Below are 15735 nucleotides of genomic sequence, written 5' to 3' on the forward strand. Positions count from 1 at the left end.
GCCGGCCTGCCGCGCACTCTCGATCCGAATCAATAGCGATCGAGGTCGATGTCGATACCCAGCGAACGGATTTCCTTCACCAGCACGTTGAACGATTCCGGCATGCCGGCATCGATCGAGTGCTCGCCCTTGACGATGTTCTCGTAGACCTTGGTCCGGCCGTTCACGTCATCGGACTTGACCGTCAGCATTTCCTGCAGCACGTAGGAGGCGCCATATGCTTCCAGCGCCCACACTTCCATTTCACCGAAACGCTGGCCACCGAACTGCGCCTTACCACCCAGCGGCTGCTGGGTCACCAGCGAGTACGGGCCGGTCGAACGCGCGTGCATCTTGTCGTCGACCAAGTGGTGCAGCTTCAGCATGTGCATCACGCCCAGCGTCACCGGACGCTCGAACGCTTCGCCGGTACGGCCATCGTGCAGCGTGACCTGTTGCTTGGAAGCGGTCAGGCCCATGTCCTTGGCGATCTCTTCCGGGTACGCCAGGTCCAGCATGCGGCGGATTTCGTCTTCGTGCGCACCGTCGAACACCGGCGTGGCGAACGGGACACCCTTCTTCAGGTTGGTCGCCAGTTCCAGCACTTCAGCGTCCGACAGGCTGTCGAGGTCTTCCGGCTTGCCGCTCTCGTTGTAGATCTGGGCGAGCAACGGACGCAGTTCCTGCGCCTTCGCCTGTGCCTTGAGCATGGAGCCGATACGCTGGCCCAGGCCGCGTGCGGCCCAGCCCAGGTGGGTTTCCAGAATCTGGCCCACGTTCATCCGCGACGGCACGCCGAGCGGGTTCAGCACGATGTCGGCGGGCGTGCCGTCGGCCATGTAGGGCATGTCTTCGATCGGAACGATCTTGGACACAACGCCCTTGTTGCCGTGACGGCCTGCCATCTTGTCGCCAGGCTGCAGGCGGCGCTTGACGGCCAGGTACACCTTGACCATCTTGATCACGCCCGGCGGCAGTTCGTCGCCTTGCGTGAGCTTCTTGCGCTTTTCTTCAAAGGCCAGATCGAACTCGTGACGCTTCTGCTCGATGGCTTCCTTGACGGCTTCCAGCTGGGCAGCCACTTCTTCGTCGGCCGGGCGGATGTCGAACCAGTGGTACTTGTCCAGATCGGCCAGGTACTCGCGGGTCAGCTTGGCGCCCTTGGACAGCTTCTTCGGACCGCCATTGACGGTCTTGTCGAGCAGCAGGCGTTCCAGACGCTGGAAGGCATCGCCTTCCACGATACGCAGCTGGTCGTTCAGGTCCAGGCGGTAGCGCTTGAGTTCATCGTCGATGATGGACTGGGCACGCTTGTCGCGGGTCACGCCTTCGCGGGTAAAGACCTGGACGTCGATCACGATACCGCTCATCCCCGAGGGGACGCGCAGCGAGGTGTCCTTCACGTCCGAAGCCTTCTCGCCGAAGATCGCGCGCAGCAGCTTTTCTTCCGGGGTCAGCTGGGTCTCGCCCTTGGGCGTGACCTTGCCGACCAGCACGTCGCCGGCTTCCACTTCGGCACCGATGTAGGTGATGCCGGACTCGTCCAGACGCGCGAGTTGCGCCTCGGCGAGGTTGGAGATGTCGCGGGTGATTTCTTCCGGTCCCAGCTTGGTGTCACGGGCGACGACCGACAGTTCCTCGATGTGGATCGAGGTGTAGCGGTCTTCGGCCACCACGCGTTCGGAGATCAGGATCGAATCTTCGAAGTTGTAGCCGTTCCACGGCATGAACGCCACCAGCATGTTCTGGCCGAGCGCGAGCTCGCCCAGGTCGGTCGATGCGCCGTCGGCGATCACGTCGCCACGGGCGACGAAATCCCCAACCTTGACCATCGGACGCTGGTTGATGTTGGTGTTCTGGTTCGAGCGGGTGTACTTGATCAGGTTGTAGATGTCGACGCCGACTTCACCGGCGACAGCTTCCTCATCGTTCACGCGAATCACGATACGCATGGCGTCGACGTAGTCCACCACGCCGCCACGGGTCGCCTGGACGGCAGTACCCGAGTCGACCGCAACGGTACGCTCGATGCCGGTACCCACCAGCGGCTTGTCCGGACGCAGGCAAGGCACGGCCTGACGCTGCATGTTGGCGCCCATCAGTGCACGGTTCGCATCATCGTGCTCGAGGAACGGCACCAGCGATGCCGCGGCCGAGACGATCTGCGAAGGCGCCACGTCGATGTACTGGACGCGGTCCGGCGTGACCATACGGGTTTCCCGCTCGCTACCTTCACGCGACGACACCAGTTCGTCGATCAGGGTACCGTCGGTGTCAACCGTCGCGTTGGCCTGCGCCACCACGTACTTGCCTTCTTCGATGGCGGACAGGTAGTCGACCTGGTCGGTCAGCTTGCTGTCGACCACCTTGCGGTACGGCGTTTCCAGGAAGCCGTACTCGTTCAGGCGTGCATACAGTGCCAGCGAGTTGATCAGGCCAATGTTCGGGCCTTCCGGCGTTTCGATCGGGCACACGCGGCCGTAGTGGGTCGGGTGCACGTCACGCACTTCAAAGCCTGCGCGTTCACGGGTCAAACCGCCCGGGCCCAGTGCGGAGACGCGACGCTTGTGCGTGATCTCGGACAGCGGGTTGGTCTGGTCCATGAACTGCGACAGCTGCGACGAACCGAAGAACTCGCGGATGGCCGACGAAATCGGCTTCGAGTTGATCAGGTCGTGCGGCATCAGGTTTTCAGTCTCGGCCTGGCCCAGACGTTCCTTGACGGCGCGCTCGACGCGCGACAAGCCGGCACGGAACTGGTTTTCGGCCAGCTCGCCAACGCAGCGGACGCGACGATTGCCCAGGTGATCGATGTCATCGACCTCACCCTTGCCGTTGCGCAGGTTGACCAGGATCTTGATGGTCTCGAGGATGTCCTCGTCCTGCAGCACCATGCTGCCTTCACCGCTCGGGCGGCCCAGGCGGCTGTTGACCTTCATGCGGCCAACGCGCGACAGGTCGTACGACTCTTCGCTGTAGAACAGGCGCTGGAACAGGGCTTCCACCGCGTCTTCGGTCGGCGGCTCGCCGGGACGCATCATGCGGTAGATCGCGATACGCGCAGCGGTCTGGTCCGCGGTGTCGTCCACGCGCAGCGTCTGCGACATGTACGGACCTTGGTCCAGATCGTTGGTGTACAGGGTCTGGATCTGCTTGACACCGGCTTCGCGCAGGTTTTCCAGCACGGTTTCGGTCAGCTCGTCGTTGGCGTTGGCAATCACCTCACCGGTATCCGGGTCGATGATGTTCTTCGCCAGCACGCGGCCGAGCAGGTAGTCTTCCGGCACGCTGATCAGCTTGGTACCGGCGGAATCCAGGTCGCGGATATGCTTTGCGTTGATCCGCTTGTCCTTCTCCACGACGACACGGCCGTCCTTGTCGGCGATGTCGAAGCGCGCGACTTCACCGCGCAGACGTTCGGGCACGAATTCCATCTGCGCGCCTTCCGACTGCAGGGTGAAATTGTCGAACACGAAGAAGTGCGCGAGGATTTGCTCGGGCGTCAGGCCGATCGACTTCAGCAGGATCGTGACCGGCATCTTGCGGCGACGGTCAACGCGGAAGTACAGGATGTCCTTCGGGTCGAACTCGAAATCGAGCCACGAGCCGCGGTAAGGAATAATCCGTGCCGAGAACAGCAGCTTGCCCGAGCTGTGGGTCTTGCCCTTGTCGTGTTCGAAGAACACGCCAGGCGAACGGTGGAGCTGCGAAACGATCACACGCTCGGTACCGTTGATGACGAAGGAGCCGGTCGACGTCATGAGCGGAATTTCGCCCATGTAGACTTCCTGTTCCTTGACTTCCTTGACCTTGCCCGGATTTTCCCGATCGTTGATGATCAGGCGTACCTTGGCGCGCAGCGCCGAATGGAAGGTCAGGCCACGCTGTTGACATTCCTTGACGTCGAACGGCGGGTTGGAGAGGTGGTAGGAGACGAACTCCATACGGGCGAGCCCGTTGTGCGACACAATCGGGAAGATTGCACTGAAAGCCGCTTGCAGGCCCTCGGTTTTGCGACGCGAGGGTGGCGCACCCTCTTGCAGAAACTGAGCGTAGGATTCAATCTGGGTGGCAAGCAGGAAAGGAACCTGATGAACCGTCGCGCGCTTCGCAAAACTTTTGCGAATGCGCTTCTTTTCGGTGAAGCTGTACGCCATGGGATCTCCGAATCATCGCAGGGCTGGCTGGACCTGGCGCAGCACCTGAGGTGTTCAGCGACTGGGAGGGGATTTGGCGGTTGGCCGCTACCAACCTCTGGCTGACGGTGTCCGCACGCTGCGAGCCGGCAGAAACGACGCAATGCGTCATACCGGCCCGGGGGACACCCGACCAAACTTGTCTTCTGCAGTCGGTTCAGAAGACAAACATCAGCAACCACCTAGTGTGCCACTGATGTTTGGCCTCTGCTCAAGCTTAGGCATACACCCAGCTCGCAAGCATCGTTTGCGCCATTTATTCACGCTTCCGAGTGCACAGTAAAACACACATCGCAGAAGCGCAAAAAGGCTGGCGCCGGGAATCTCCCTTTGCCAGCCCCATTCGCGTGCCAAAAGGCACGCGAGTACAGCTTACTTGACTTCGACCTTTGCGCCGGCGTCTTCCAGCTTCTTCTTGGCGTCGGCTGCAGCAGCCTTGTCCACGCCTTCCTTGACAGCCTTCGGTGCGCCGTCAACCAGATCCTTGGCTTCCTTCAGGCCCAGGCCGGTGATTTCGCGAACAGCCTTAATCACGCCAACCTTGTTTGCGCCGATTTCCGACAGGATAACGTTGAACTCGGTTTGCTCTTCAGCGGCAGCAGCGCCTGCGCCCGGGGCAGCAGCCACGGCCATCGAAGCGGCGGACACGCCAAACTTTTCTTCGAACGCCTTGACCAGGTCGTTCAGTTCCATCACGGACATCGAGCCTACGGCTTCGAGGATGTCGTCTTTGCTGATTGCCATTTGGAATACTCCTGCTAAATGTGATTCGGTATCGGTAATGCGATCTTGATGAGCCAGGCTACGAAAGGCTTACGCCTTAAGCAGCTGCGCCTTCGCTCTCGGCGGCGGCAGCAGCGCCTTCGCCTTCGGCAGGGGCGCCTTCGCTCTTCTTGGCGGCCAGTGCAGCCAGCAGACGGGCGAAGCCCGACACCGGTGCCTGCATCACGCCAAGCAGCTGAGCAATCAGTTCGTCACGGCTCGGGATCGAGGCCAGTGCCTTGACGGCAGCAGCATCGAGCACATTGCCGTCGTACGACGCTGCGCGCAGAACCAACTTGTCGTTGGTCTTGGCAAAGTCGTTCAGAACCTTGGCCGACGACACTGCATCTTCGGAAATACCGTAGATCAGCGGACCGGTCATTTGCTCTGCGAGGCCGGCAAACGGCGTGCCTTCCACGGCGCGGCGGGCCAGCGTGTTCTTCAGAACACGCAGGTACACGCCTTGCTCGCGGGCCTTGGCGCGCAGCTTGGTCAGATCGCCAACCGCAATGCCGCGATATTCGGCTACGACGATGGTCTGGGCTTTAGCGACTTGCGCCGAAACCTCAGCAACGACGGCCTTCTTATCTTCAATATTAAGTGGCACGGTTAAGCTCCAAAACGATGCTTGTTCCCCGGATCGTCCGGGGCACGCACATCAGTCCAAACGAACGGCGTCCGATTTGGCCCGAATCACCCGGGTCATTGCCCGGATTCTTCAATCCCTCGGGTGCGCCATCTGCGCTGGTGGGCCGGGAGGCGTCGCGGCAGGCCAAAGCCACGCTGCGTACGTTCCGTCCGATTAAGGCGAGGCAGCCAACCTACGGCCGCGCCCGCCACCAGCGGTCTTTGATAACCAGCGGTGCCTGCTCCGCGCTTGCGCGCCGGCGGGCACCACTGCCCAAAGCCTTGCTCCTTCATCCTGCGGTGTCCTATCGGGCAGCGCCTGACTCGGGAGACGATCCCGGCCTGGGCCGGGATCCTCAATTCTTTACGCCGGGCGACGTTATCGGGTCCGCCCTGCGATTGCCGCCAGCCTTAGGCCGACAGCGAAGCCTGTTCCACGCGAACGCCAACGCCCATGGTGGACGAAACAGCGATCTTGCGCAGGTACACGCCCTTGCTGGTAGCCGGCTTCGACTTCACCAGGGCTTCGATCAGCGCGCTCAGGTTGCGCTTCAGATCGGCGTCCTGGAACGAACGGCGGCCAATGGTGGCGTGGATGATACCGGCCTTGTCGACACGGTATTGCACCTGACCGGCCTTGGCGTTCTTCACGGCCTGGGCGACGTCGGGGGTAACCGTACCGACCTTCGGGTTCGGCATCAGGCCGCGCGGGCCCAGGATCTGGCCCAGCGTACCAACGATACGCATCGTGTCCGGCGAGGCGATCACGACGTCGAAGTTCAGGTTGCCGGCCTTGACTTGTTCAGCCAGGTCTTCCATACCGACGATTTCGGCGCCAGCTGCCTTGGCGGCTTCAGCCTTTTCACCTTGGGCGAACACAGCCACGCGAACCGACTTGCCGGTACCGGCAGGCAGCACGACGGAGCCACGAACCACCTGGTCCGACTTCTTCGCATCGATGCCGAGTTGCACGGCCACGTCGATGGACTCGTCGAACTTGGCCGATGCGCAGCCCTTCACCAGGCCCAGGGCCTCGTCGATCGGGTAGAACTTGGTGCGCTCGATCTTCGCCTTGTTCGCGGCGGTGCGCTTGGAAACCTTAGCCATTTACAGACCCTCCACGGTGATGCCCATCGAGCGAGCCGAACCGGCGATCGTACGGACAGCAGCGTCCAGATCGGCTGCGGTCAGGTCAGCGTTCTTTGCCTTGGCGATTTCTTCAGCCTGGGCACGCGTGATCTTGCCAACCTTGTCGGTGTGCGGCTTGGCCGAACCCTTGGTCAGGCCAGCTGCCTTCTTGATCAGAACGGTCGCCGGGGGCGACTTCATCACGAAGGTGAAGCTCTTGTCGGCGAAGGCGGTAATCACCACCGGCACCGGCAGGCCGGGTTCCATGCCTTGGGTCTGCGCGTTGAACGCCTTGCAGAACTCCATGATGTTCAGACCGCGTTGACCCAGTGCGGGGCCCACGGGCGGGGAGGGATTTGCCTTACCAGCCGGAATTTGCAGCTTGATAAAGCCAATGATCTTCTTGGCCATATTTACTCCAATCCGGACCGCTTCCTGGCGGAATGCGATCCTGTTGAGTCGTAGCGCGCTATCGCTGCAGGAATGGTTCATCCACCCCAGCCAGCCTCACGCTCCTCTTGTGGCCAGCCCCTTTCGAGACTGGCCGCTGCATTTTTCGCTGACCTTGCAGCCAGCATAAAACGCGAAAACCTGAACCGCTAAAACTGCTTAAACCACTCAGACCACTTAGACTTTCTCGACCTGGCCGAACTCGAGCTCGACCGGGGTGGCACGCCCGAAGATGGTGACCGAGACGCGCAAGCGCGATTTCTCGTAGTTCACTTCCTCGACGTTGCCGTTGAAGTCGGTGAAAGGGCCGTCCTTGACGCGAACCATTTCGCCCACTTCGAAGAGCGTCTTGGGACGCGGCTTCTCGACCCCTTCCTGCATCTGGGTCATGATCTTGTCGACTTCCTTCTGGGAAATCGGGCTCGGGCGATTGCGCGCACCGCCGACGAAGCCAGTGACCTTGCTGGTGTTCTTCACCAGGTGCCAGGTCTCGTCGGTCATTTCCATCTCGACCAGCACGTACCCCGGGAAGAAGCGACGCTCGGTGACAGACTTCTGCCCACCCTTGATTTCAACGACTTCTTCGGACGGGACCAGGATGCGGCCAAACTTGTCCTGCATTTCGGCGCGCTCAATGCGTTCCTGCAGCGCGCGCTGCACACTCTTTTCCATGCCGGAATAGGCGTGCACCACATACCAGCGCTTCTTCGACGAAGGCGATTCAGCTGCGGGGACTTCCTGTTGTGCGTTATCCGTCATGTTCTATCCTTCATTTCCAGCCCAGCACGAGCGAAAAGATGACCCACTCGATGAGCTTGTCCGCAGACCACAGGAACACGGCCATGATCACGACAAAGACAAACACCAGGCCCGTCATCTGCCCGGCTTCCTTGCGGGTGGGCCAAACGACCTTGCGGACTTCGCGATACGATTCCTTGGAGAAACCGATGAAATCCTTGCCTGGCGCCGATACCAGCGCGACCACCACGCCCAGCGCAATGCCGCCGAACAGCGCAGCGCCACGCACGTAGGACGGTTGCTGTGCCAGAGCATAGAAACCGATGACGCCGGCAACCACCAGTAGCACCGCGGCGCCAAGCAACCACTTACCACTGGCGGCGTTGACGGTTTCGACGTTGGGATTGGCCATGTTTCGCAAACGAGACTAAGCCGCGTCACGATACTCTCTATCGCGACGCGGCTGATTGAATTGGCAGGGGCAGAGGGAATCGAACCCCCAACCTTCGGTTTTGGAGACCGACGCTCTGCCAGTTGAGCTATACCCCTAAAACAACTGTGGGGTCGGCGATTAGGCCAACCCCTCTGGCAACGAATACGGCCGGTTGGTGCCGTATCCGCTGTTCGACTTTATCAGTCGAGGATCTTTGCCACGACGCCGGCGCCGACGGTACGACCGCCTTCACGGATGGCGAAACGCAGGCCTTCTTCCATGGCGATCGGGGCAATCAGCTTGACCGTGATCGACACGTTGTCACCCGGCATGACCATTTCCTTGTCCTTCGGCAGCTCGATCGAGCCAGTCACGTCGGTCGTACGGAAGTAGAACTGCGGGCGGTAGTTGTTGAAGAACGGGGTGTGACGGCCGCCTTCGTCCTTCGACAAGATGTAGACCTCGCCGGTGAAGTGCGTGTGCGGCTTGATCGAACCCGGCTTGCACAGCACTTGGCCGCGCTCGACGTCTTCGCGCTTCGTGCCGCGCAGCAGCAGACCCACGTTGTCGCCAGCTTGACCTTGGTCCAGCAGCTTGCGGAACATTTCCACGCCAGTGCAGATGGTCTTGACCGTCGGCTTGATACCAACGATTTCGATTTCTTCACCAACCTTGATGATGCCGCGCTCGATACGACCGGTCACAACCGTGCCACGGCCCGAGATCGAGAACACGTCTTCCACCGGCATCAGGAAGGTACCGTCGATGGCACGTTCCGGCGTCGGGATGTAGCTGTCCAGCTGCTCGGCCAGGGCCAGAATGGCTTGCTCGCCCAGTTCGCCCTTGTCGCCTTCCAGTGCCAGCTTGGCCGAACCCTTGATGATCGGGGTGTCGTCGCCGGGGAATTCGTACTTGGACAAGAGCTCGCGCACTTCCATTTCGACCAGCTCGAGCAGCTCGGCGTCGTCGACCATGTCGCACTTGTTCAGGAACACGATGATGTAAGGCACGCCAACCTGGCGGGCCAGCAGGATGTGTTCGCGGGTCTGGGGCATGGGGCCGTCAGCGGCCGAGCACACCAGGATCGCGCCGTCCATCTGCGCAGCGCCCGTGATCATGTTCTTCACATAGTCAGCGTGGCCCGGGCAGTCAACGTGGGCGTAGTGGCGGTTAGCCGTTTCGTACTCGACGTGTGCGGTGTTGATGGTAATACCGCGTGCCTTTTCTTCCGGCGCTGCATCGATTTCGTCGTACTTCTTGGCCGAACCGCCAAACTTGGCTGCCAGCACCGTAGCAATTGCTGCCGTCAGGGTGGTCTTACCATGGTCAACGTGACCGATCGTACCAACGTTCACGTGCGGTTTAGTCCGCGAGAACTTTTCCTTTGCCATTTCGCGACTCCTGTGTCGGTAGCGATATTGCTAGTGCGGTATTTGGTGCCCATGGGCAGGATCGAACTGCCGACCTCTCCCTTACCAAGGGAGTGCTCTACCACTGAGCCACATGGGCGAAACTTGAATGCTGCTTTTTAGAACTGCAAGAACCCGGGCAATCTGGAGCGGGTGAAGGGAATCGAACCCTCGTCGTAAGCTTGGAAGGCTTCTGCTCTACCATTGAGCTACACCCGCCGGGTTACCACGCTTTCTGCTTCACCGACACCTGCCGGGTACTCACTACTGCTTTGCAATTCTTGGTGGAGAGGGTTGGATTCGAACCAACGTAGGCGTAAGCCAACAGATTTACAGTCTGCCCCCTTTAGCCACTCGGGCACCTCTCCGCAGTGAACTTCTGATTATGGTGTAACTCTCCTTGGCTGTCAAGCACTTTCCGTACTATGCAAAGTAGGGAAGGACAGACTTCGGAGCGTTGACCTGGCACCAGCTAGGCTGCCCGATCGCACCATCATCGTCGGCATTCAATAAAGAACACCTTCACCCTATAGGGGCTCGCCAGAGGCTCTAAAACAACTTCTGGCGGCCTCTCGGGCCTTGCTTGAGCGAGGAGCTGGCTCGCCAGGCTGACGAGCCAGCGCGCTGTCGGCAGCGCTGATCGCGCAAACCGCAGCCACAAAAGCAAAACCCCCCAGTACTTTCGTACTGAGGGGTTTCAAGGGAGAGCCTGGCGATTACCTACTTTCACACGGGTATCCGCACTATCATCGGCGTGGAGTCGTTTCACGGTCCTGTTCGGGATGGGAAGGGGTGGTTCCAACTCGCTATGGTCACCAGGCATAAACGGTGGCCGCGCTGAGGGATGCTCAACGCAGCGAATAGGGATGTAGTAGGGGTTGTGCGTATCGGCCTAGCTGCTGGGCAGCGGCACGCGACACTCACACCAGGTAGAAACACACTGGTTATAGGATCAAGCCTTACGGGCAATTAGTACTGGTTAGCTTAACGCATTACTGCGCTTCCACACCCAGCCTATCAACGTCCTGGTCTCGAACGACCCTTCAAGGAGCTCAAGGCTCCAGGGAATCCTCATCTTCAGGCGAGTTTCCCGCTTAGATGCTTTCAGCGGTTATCTCTTCCGTACATAGCTACCCTGCGATGCCTCTGGCGAGACAACAGGTACACCAGCGGTACGTCCACTCCGGTCCTCTCGTACTAGGAGCAGCCCCCGTCAAGATTCCAACGCCCACGGCAGATAGGGACCAAACTGTCTCACGACGTTTTAAACCCAGCTCACGTACCTCTTTAAATGGCGAACAGCCATACCCTTGGGACCGGCTACAGCCCCAGGATGAGATGAGCCGACATCGAGGTGCCAAACACCGCCGTCGATATGAACTCTTGGGCGGTATCAGCCTGTTATCCCCAGAGTACCTTTTATCCGTTGAGCGATGGCCCTTCCATTCAGAACCACCGGATCACTATGTCCTGCTTTCGCACCTGCTCGACTTGTCGGTCTCGCAGTTAAGCACGCTTTTGCCATTGCACTTTAGGTACGATGTCCGACCGTACCAAGCGTACCTTCGAACTCCTCCGTTACACTTTGGGAGGAGACCGCCCCAGTCAAACTGCCTACCATGCACTGTCCCCGATCCGGATTCACGGACCAAGGTTAGAACCTCAAACAAACCAGGGTGGTATTTCAAGGACGGCTCCACGCAGACTAGCGTCCACGCTTCAAAGCCTCCCACCTATCCTACACAGATCGGTTCAAAGTCCAATGCAAAGCTACAGTAAAGGTTCATGGGGTCTTTCCGTCTAGCCGCGGGGAGATTGCATCATCACAAACACTTCAACTTCGCTGAGTCTCGGGAGGAGACAGTGTGGCCATCGTTACGCCATTCGTGCAGGTCGGAACTTACCCGACAAGGAATTTCGCTACCTTAGGACCGTTATAGTTACGGCCGCCGTTTACCGGGACTTCAATCAAGAGCTTGCACCCCATCATTTAATCTTCCGGCACCGGGCAGGCGTCACACCCTATACGTCCACTTTCGTGTTTGCAGAGTGCTGTGTTTTTATTAAACAGTCGCAGCCACCATTTTATTGCAACCCCTTCACCCTCCTGGCGCAGGCCAGTCAAGCTACAAGGGCGTACCTTATCCCGAAGTTACGGTACCAATTTGCCGAGTTCCTTCTCCCGAGTTCTCTCAAGCGCCTTAGAATACTCATCTCGCCCACCTGTGTCGGTTTGCGGTACGGTCTCGTATGACTGAAGCTTAGAGGCTTTTCTTGGAACCACTTCCAATTGCTTCGCAGCACTAGGCCGCTCGCCCCACATCCTTGAATTCCGCGCCCGGATTTGCCTAAGCGCCTTCTCCAATGCAGGGACCGGGACTTCCAACACCCGGACAACCTTCCGCGATCCGTCCCCCCATCGCATCATACGACGGTGCAGGAATATTAACCTGCTTCCCATCAGCTACGCATCTCTGCCTCGCCTTAGGGGCCGACTCACCCTACGCCGATGAACGTTGCGTAGGAAACCTTGGGCTTACGGCGAGGGGGCTTTTCACCCCCTTTATCGCTACTCATGTCAGCATTCGCACTTCTGATACCTCCAGCATCCTTTACAAGACACCTTCACAGGCTTACAGAACGCTCTCCTACCATGCACTTACGTGCATCCGCAGCTTCGGTGACTGGCTTAGCCCCGTTACATCTTCCGCGCAGGACGACTCGATCAGTGAGCTATTACGCTTTCTTTAAAGGATGGCTGCTTCTAAGCCAACCTCCTGACTGTTTTAGCCTTCCCACTTCGTTTCCCACTTAGCCAATCTTAGGGACCTTAGCTGGCGGTCTGGGTTGTTTCCCTCTTGACACCGGACGTTAGCACCCGATGTCTGTCTCCCGTGATTGCACTCTTCGGTATTCGGAGTTTGCTATGGCGGGGTAATCAGCAATAGACCCCCCAACCATGACAGTGCTCTACCCCCGAAGGTGAGACACGAGGCACTACCTAAATAGTTTTCGGAGAGAACCAGCTATTTCCAGACTTGTTTAGCCTTTCACCCCTATCCACAGCTCATCCCCTAACTTTTCAACGTTAGTGGGTTCGGTCCTCCAGTACGTGTTACCGCACCTTCAACCTGGCCATGGATAGATCGTCTGGTTTCGGGTCTACACCCAGCGACTGAACGCCCTATTCGGACTCGCTTTCGCTACGCCTTCCCTAATCGGTTAAGCTTGCCACTGAATGTAAGTCGCTGACCCATTATACAAAAGGTACGCCGTCACCCGTTTCCAGGCTCCGACTGTTTGTATGCATGCGGTTTCAGGATCTATTTCACTCCCCTCCCGGGGTTCTTTTCGCCTTTCCCTCACGGTACTGGTTCACTATCGGTCGATCACGAGTATTTAGCCTTGGAGGATGGTCCCCCCATCTTCAGACAGGATTTCACGTGTCCCGCCCTACTTGTCGTACACCTAGTTCCACAACGCTGTTTTCGCATACAGGGCTATCACCTGCTAGGGCCGGGCTTTCCATCCCGTTCTGCTAACAATGCTGCTAAAGAGTACAAGGCTCTTCCCATTTCGTTCGCCACTACTCTGGGAATCTCGGTTGATTTCTGTTCCTGCAGCTACTTAGATGTTTCAGTTCGCCGCGTTCGCTTCCCTGACCTATGTATTCAGTCAGGGATGACCCATTCGGGCCGGGTTTCCCCATTCGGACATCTCCGGATCAAAGCTTGTTTGCCAGCTCCCCGAAGCTTTTCGCAGGCTACCGCGTCCTTCATCGCCTGTGATCGCCAAGGCATCCACCACATGCACTTGTTCGCTTGACCCTATAACGAGTGTGTCTCAAACTTGCGTTCAAGCCGTGCTCGCTACAGGATGAGTTCTCGCATTTGTGCCGTATTCCAAGTCATCTTTCGATCACTTAAATACATTTCGGTTGATACAATCACAACCCGGTATCGTGTTTTACTGCAGCGTCTCATCAACGCTCACGACACCTTTACTACATCCCATATTGTTAAAGAACAGCCGTGCGAGACTTGGTCTCGCAACGTCTTGGCCAAGGCCAAAGGCAAACGCTCAATCCTAAGCGCTTGCCTTTGACGACCAATCCAAGGTACCAGGTAATTGGTGGAGGATGACGGGATCGAACCGACGACCCCCTGCTTGCAAAGCAGGTGCTCTCCCAGCTGAGCTAATCCCCCAAATACTACTGACGCCGGAAGCTCAACATCGAACCACCGTCTATAACTTGGTGGGTCTGGTAGGACTTGAACCTACGACCCCCGCCTTATCAAGACGGTGCTCTAACCACCTGAGCTACAGACCCTTGGCTGTAACAGCAAACAAACCGATAAGTGTGAACGCTCGACTTAAGATGCACGCTCTTGAAAGGAGGTGATCCAGCCGCACCTTCCGATACGGCTACCTTGTTACGACTTCACCCCAGTCATGAACCCTGCCGTGGTAATCGCCCTCCTTGCGGTTAGGCTAACTACTTCTGGCAAAACCCACTCCCATGGTGTGACGGGCGGTGTGTACAAGACCCGGGAACGTATTCACCGCGGCATGCTGATCCGCGATTACTAGCGATTCCAGCTTCACGTAGTCGAGTTGCAGACTACGATCCGGACTACGATGCGTTTTCTGGGATTAGCTCCCCCTCGCGGGTTGGCAACCCTCTGTACGCACCATTGTATGACGTGTGAAGCCCTACCCATAAGGGCCATGAGGACTTGACGTCATCCCCACCTTCCTCCGGTTTGTCACCGGCAGTCTCTCTAGAGTGCTCTTGCGTAGCAACTAAAGACAAGGGTTGCGCTCGTTGCGGGACTTAACCCAACATCTCACGACACGAGCTGACGACAGCCATGCAGCACCTGTGTCCACTTTCTCTTTCGAGCACCTAATGCATCTCTGCTTCGTTAGTGGCATGTCAAGGGTAGGTAAGGTTTTTCGCGTTGCATCGAATTAATCCACATCATCCACCGCTTGTGCGGGTCCCCGTCAATTCCTTTGAGTTTTAATCTTGCGACCGTACTCCCCAGGCGGTCAACTTCACGCGTTAGCTACGTTACTGAAGAAATGAATCCCCAACAACTAGTTGACATCGTTTAGGGCGTGGACTACCAGGGTATCTAATCCTGTTTGCTCCCCACGCTTTCGTGCATGAGCGTCAGTGACGTCCCAGGGGGCTGCCTTCGCCATCGGTATTCCTCCACATCTCTACGCATTTCACTGCTACACGTGGAATTCTACCCCCCTCTGACATACTCTAGCCTTGCAGTCACAAGCGCCATTCCCAAGTTGAGCTCGGGGATTTCACGCCTGTCTTACAAAACCGCCTGCGCACGCTTTACGCCCAGTAATTCCGATTAACGCTCGCACCCTACGTATTACCGCGGCTGCTGGCACGTAGTTAGCCGGTGCTTATTCTTCCGGTACCGTCATCCCCCCGCCGTATTAGGGCAAGGGATTTCTTTCCGGACAAAAGTGCTTTACAACCCGAAGGCCTTCTTCACACACGCGGCATTGCTGGATCAGGGTTGCCCCCATTGTCCAAAATTCCCCACTGCTGCCTCCCGTAGGAGTCTGGGCCGTGTCTCAGTCCCAGTGTGGCTGATCGTCCTCTCAGACCAGCTACTGATCGTCGCCTTGGTGGGCCTTTACCCCACCAACTAGCTAATCAGACATCGGCCGCTCCTATCGCGCGAGGCCTTGCGGTCCCCCGCTTTCACCCTCAGGTCGTATGCGGTATTAGCTAATCTTTCGACTAGTTATCCCCCACGACAGGGCACGTTCCGATGTATTACTCACCCGTTCGCCACTCGCCACCAGGATTGCTCCCGTGCTGCCGTTCGACTTGCATGTGTAAGGCATGCCGCCAGCGTTCAATCTGAGCCAGGATCAAACTCTTCAGTTTAATACCTGTGTGGTTCCGAAGAACCTCGCTCCTTCGAGCGGTCGCTCACTCTCAGAAAACTGACTGGTTACGTCCGAAGACATAACCAAC

Annotated in this window: 8 protein-coding genes, 6 tRNA genes and 3 rRNA genes; all 17 read right to left on the reverse strand. The window is 58.3% G+C overall.

Translation table 11 applies throughout. The annotated features are described in order from the left end of the window. Positions 1 to 29 precede the first annotated feature (29 nt). Positions 30 to 4136 carry a DNA-directed RNA polymerase subunit beta gene (gene rpoB / locus ACX12D_RS18275; protein ID WP_441641429.1) on the reverse strand — a complete coding sequence of 1369 codons (4107 nt, stop codon included), beginning with the start codon at positions 4134 to 4136 and terminating at the stop codon, positions 30 to 32. Positions 4137 to 4547: 411 nt separating this feature from the next. Beyond that, positions 4548 to 4919: a 50S ribosomal protein L7/L12 gene (gene rplL / locus ACX12D_RS18280; protein WP_006162333.1), complete on the reverse strand. Its 372-nt coding sequence runs from the start codon at positions 4917 to 4919 to the stop codon at positions 4548 to 4550. A gap of 76 nt (positions 4920 to 4995) precedes the next feature. Then, positions 4996 to 5544 (reverse strand): 50S ribosomal protein L10, encoded by a 549-nt coding sequence (gene rplJ / locus ACX12D_RS18285; RefSeq protein ID WP_017224513.1) that lies wholly within the window; start codon positions 5542 to 5544, stop codon positions 4996 to 4998. Between the two features lie 431 nt (positions 5545 to 5975). Then, positions 5976 to 6671, reverse strand: coding sequence for a 50S ribosomal protein L1 (gene rplA / locus ACX12D_RS18290; RefSeq protein ID WP_006162337.1), 696 nt, complete (start codon positions 6669 to 6671; stop codon positions 5976 to 5978). Continuing rightward, on the reverse strand, positions 6672 to 7103 hold the full coding sequence (rplK, locus tag ACX12D_RS18295; RefSeq protein ID WP_006162338.1) for a 50S ribosomal protein L11: 432 nt from the start codon (positions 7101 to 7103) through the stop codon (positions 6672 to 6674). Positions 7104 to 7319: 216 nt separating this feature from the next. Next, positions 7320 to 7901: a transcription termination/antitermination protein NusG gene (gene nusG, locus ACX12D_RS18300; RefSeq protein WP_006162340.1), complete on the reverse strand. Its 582-nt coding sequence runs from the start codon at positions 7899 to 7901 to the stop codon at positions 7320 to 7322. Between the two features lie 10 nt (positions 7902 to 7911). Then, positions 7912 to 8292 carry a preprotein translocase subunit SecE gene (secE, locus tag ACX12D_RS18305; RefSeq protein WP_006162342.1) on the reverse strand — a complete coding sequence of 127 codons (381 nt, stop codon included), beginning with the start codon at positions 8290 to 8292 and terminating at the stop codon, positions 7912 to 7914. Between the two features lie 61 nt (positions 8293 to 8353). Then, positions 8354 to 8429, reverse strand: a tRNA-Trp gene (locus tag ACX12D_RS18310). Positions 8430 to 8513: 84 nt separating this feature from the next. Further along, a complete protein-coding gene (gene tuf / locus ACX12D_RS18315) occupies positions 8514 to 9704 on the reverse strand; it encodes an elongation factor Tu (RefSeq protein ID WP_006164373.1) in 1191 nt (396 codons plus the stop codon). A 43-nt stretch (positions 9705 to 9747) separates the two neighbouring features. After that, positions 9748 to 9822 (reverse strand) — tRNA-Thr (locus ACX12D_RS18320). Positions 9823 to 9867: 45 nt separating this feature from the next. Then, positions 9868 to 9941: transfer RNA gene (locus ACX12D_RS18325), tRNA-Gly, on the reverse strand. A 63-nt stretch (positions 9942 to 10004) separates the two neighbouring features. After that, a tRNA-Tyr gene (locus ACX12D_RS18330) sits at positions 10005 to 10090 on the reverse strand. Between the two features lie 339 nt (positions 10091 to 10429). Beyond that, positions 10430 to 10542: ribosomal RNA gene (gene rrf / locus ACX12D_RS18335) — 5S ribosomal RNA — on the reverse strand. A gap of 128 nt (positions 10543 to 10670) precedes the next feature. Then, positions 10671 to 13549 (reverse strand): 23S ribosomal RNA (locus ACX12D_RS18340). 302 nt (positions 13550 to 13851) lie between these two features. Continuing rightward, positions 13852 to 13927, reverse strand: a tRNA-Ala gene (locus tag ACX12D_RS18345). Positions 13928 to 13975: 48 nt separating this feature from the next. Then, positions 13976 to 14052: transfer RNA gene (locus tag ACX12D_RS18350), tRNA-Ile, on the reverse strand. Between the two features lie 61 nt (positions 14053 to 14113). Next, a 16S ribosomal RNA gene (locus ACX12D_RS18355) occupies positions 14114 to 15645 on the reverse strand. The 16S, 23S and 5S rRNA genes sit together here with 5 tRNA genes alongside, the layout of an rRNA operon. Between the last annotated feature and the right edge of the window lie 90 nt (positions 15646 to 15735).

It is taken from the genome of Cupriavidus sp. PET2-C1 (assembly GCF_054515855.1).

Bases quoted from the DNA above. Each gene is read 5' to 3' on its own strand.
- rpoB (WP_441641429.1), bottom strand. From the start codon at position 4,136: ATGGCGTACAGCTTCACCGAAAAGAAGCGCATTCGCAAAAGTTTTGCG.
- rplL (WP_006162333.1), bottom strand. From the start codon at position 4,919: ATGGCAATCAGCAAAGACGACATCCTCGAAGCCGTAGGCTCGATGTCC.
- rplA (WP_006162337.1), bottom strand. From the start codon at position 6,671: ATGGCTAAGGTTTCCAAGCGCACCGCCGCGAACAAGGCGAAGATCGAG.
- rplK (WP_006162338.1), bottom strand. From the start codon at position 7,103: ATGGCCAAGAAGATCATTGGCTTTATCAAGCTGCAAATTCCGGCTGGT.
- nusG (WP_006162340.1), bottom strand. From the start codon at position 7,901: ATGACGGATAACGCACAACAGGAAGTCCCCGCAGCTGAATCGCCTTCG.
- secE (WP_006162342.1), bottom strand. From the start codon at position 8,292: ATGGCCAATCCCAACGTCGAAACCGTCAACGCCGCCAGTGGTAAGTGG.
- tuf (WP_006164373.1), bottom strand. From the start codon at position 9,704: ATGGCAAAGGAAAAGTTCTCGCGGACTAAACCGCACGTGAACGTTGGT.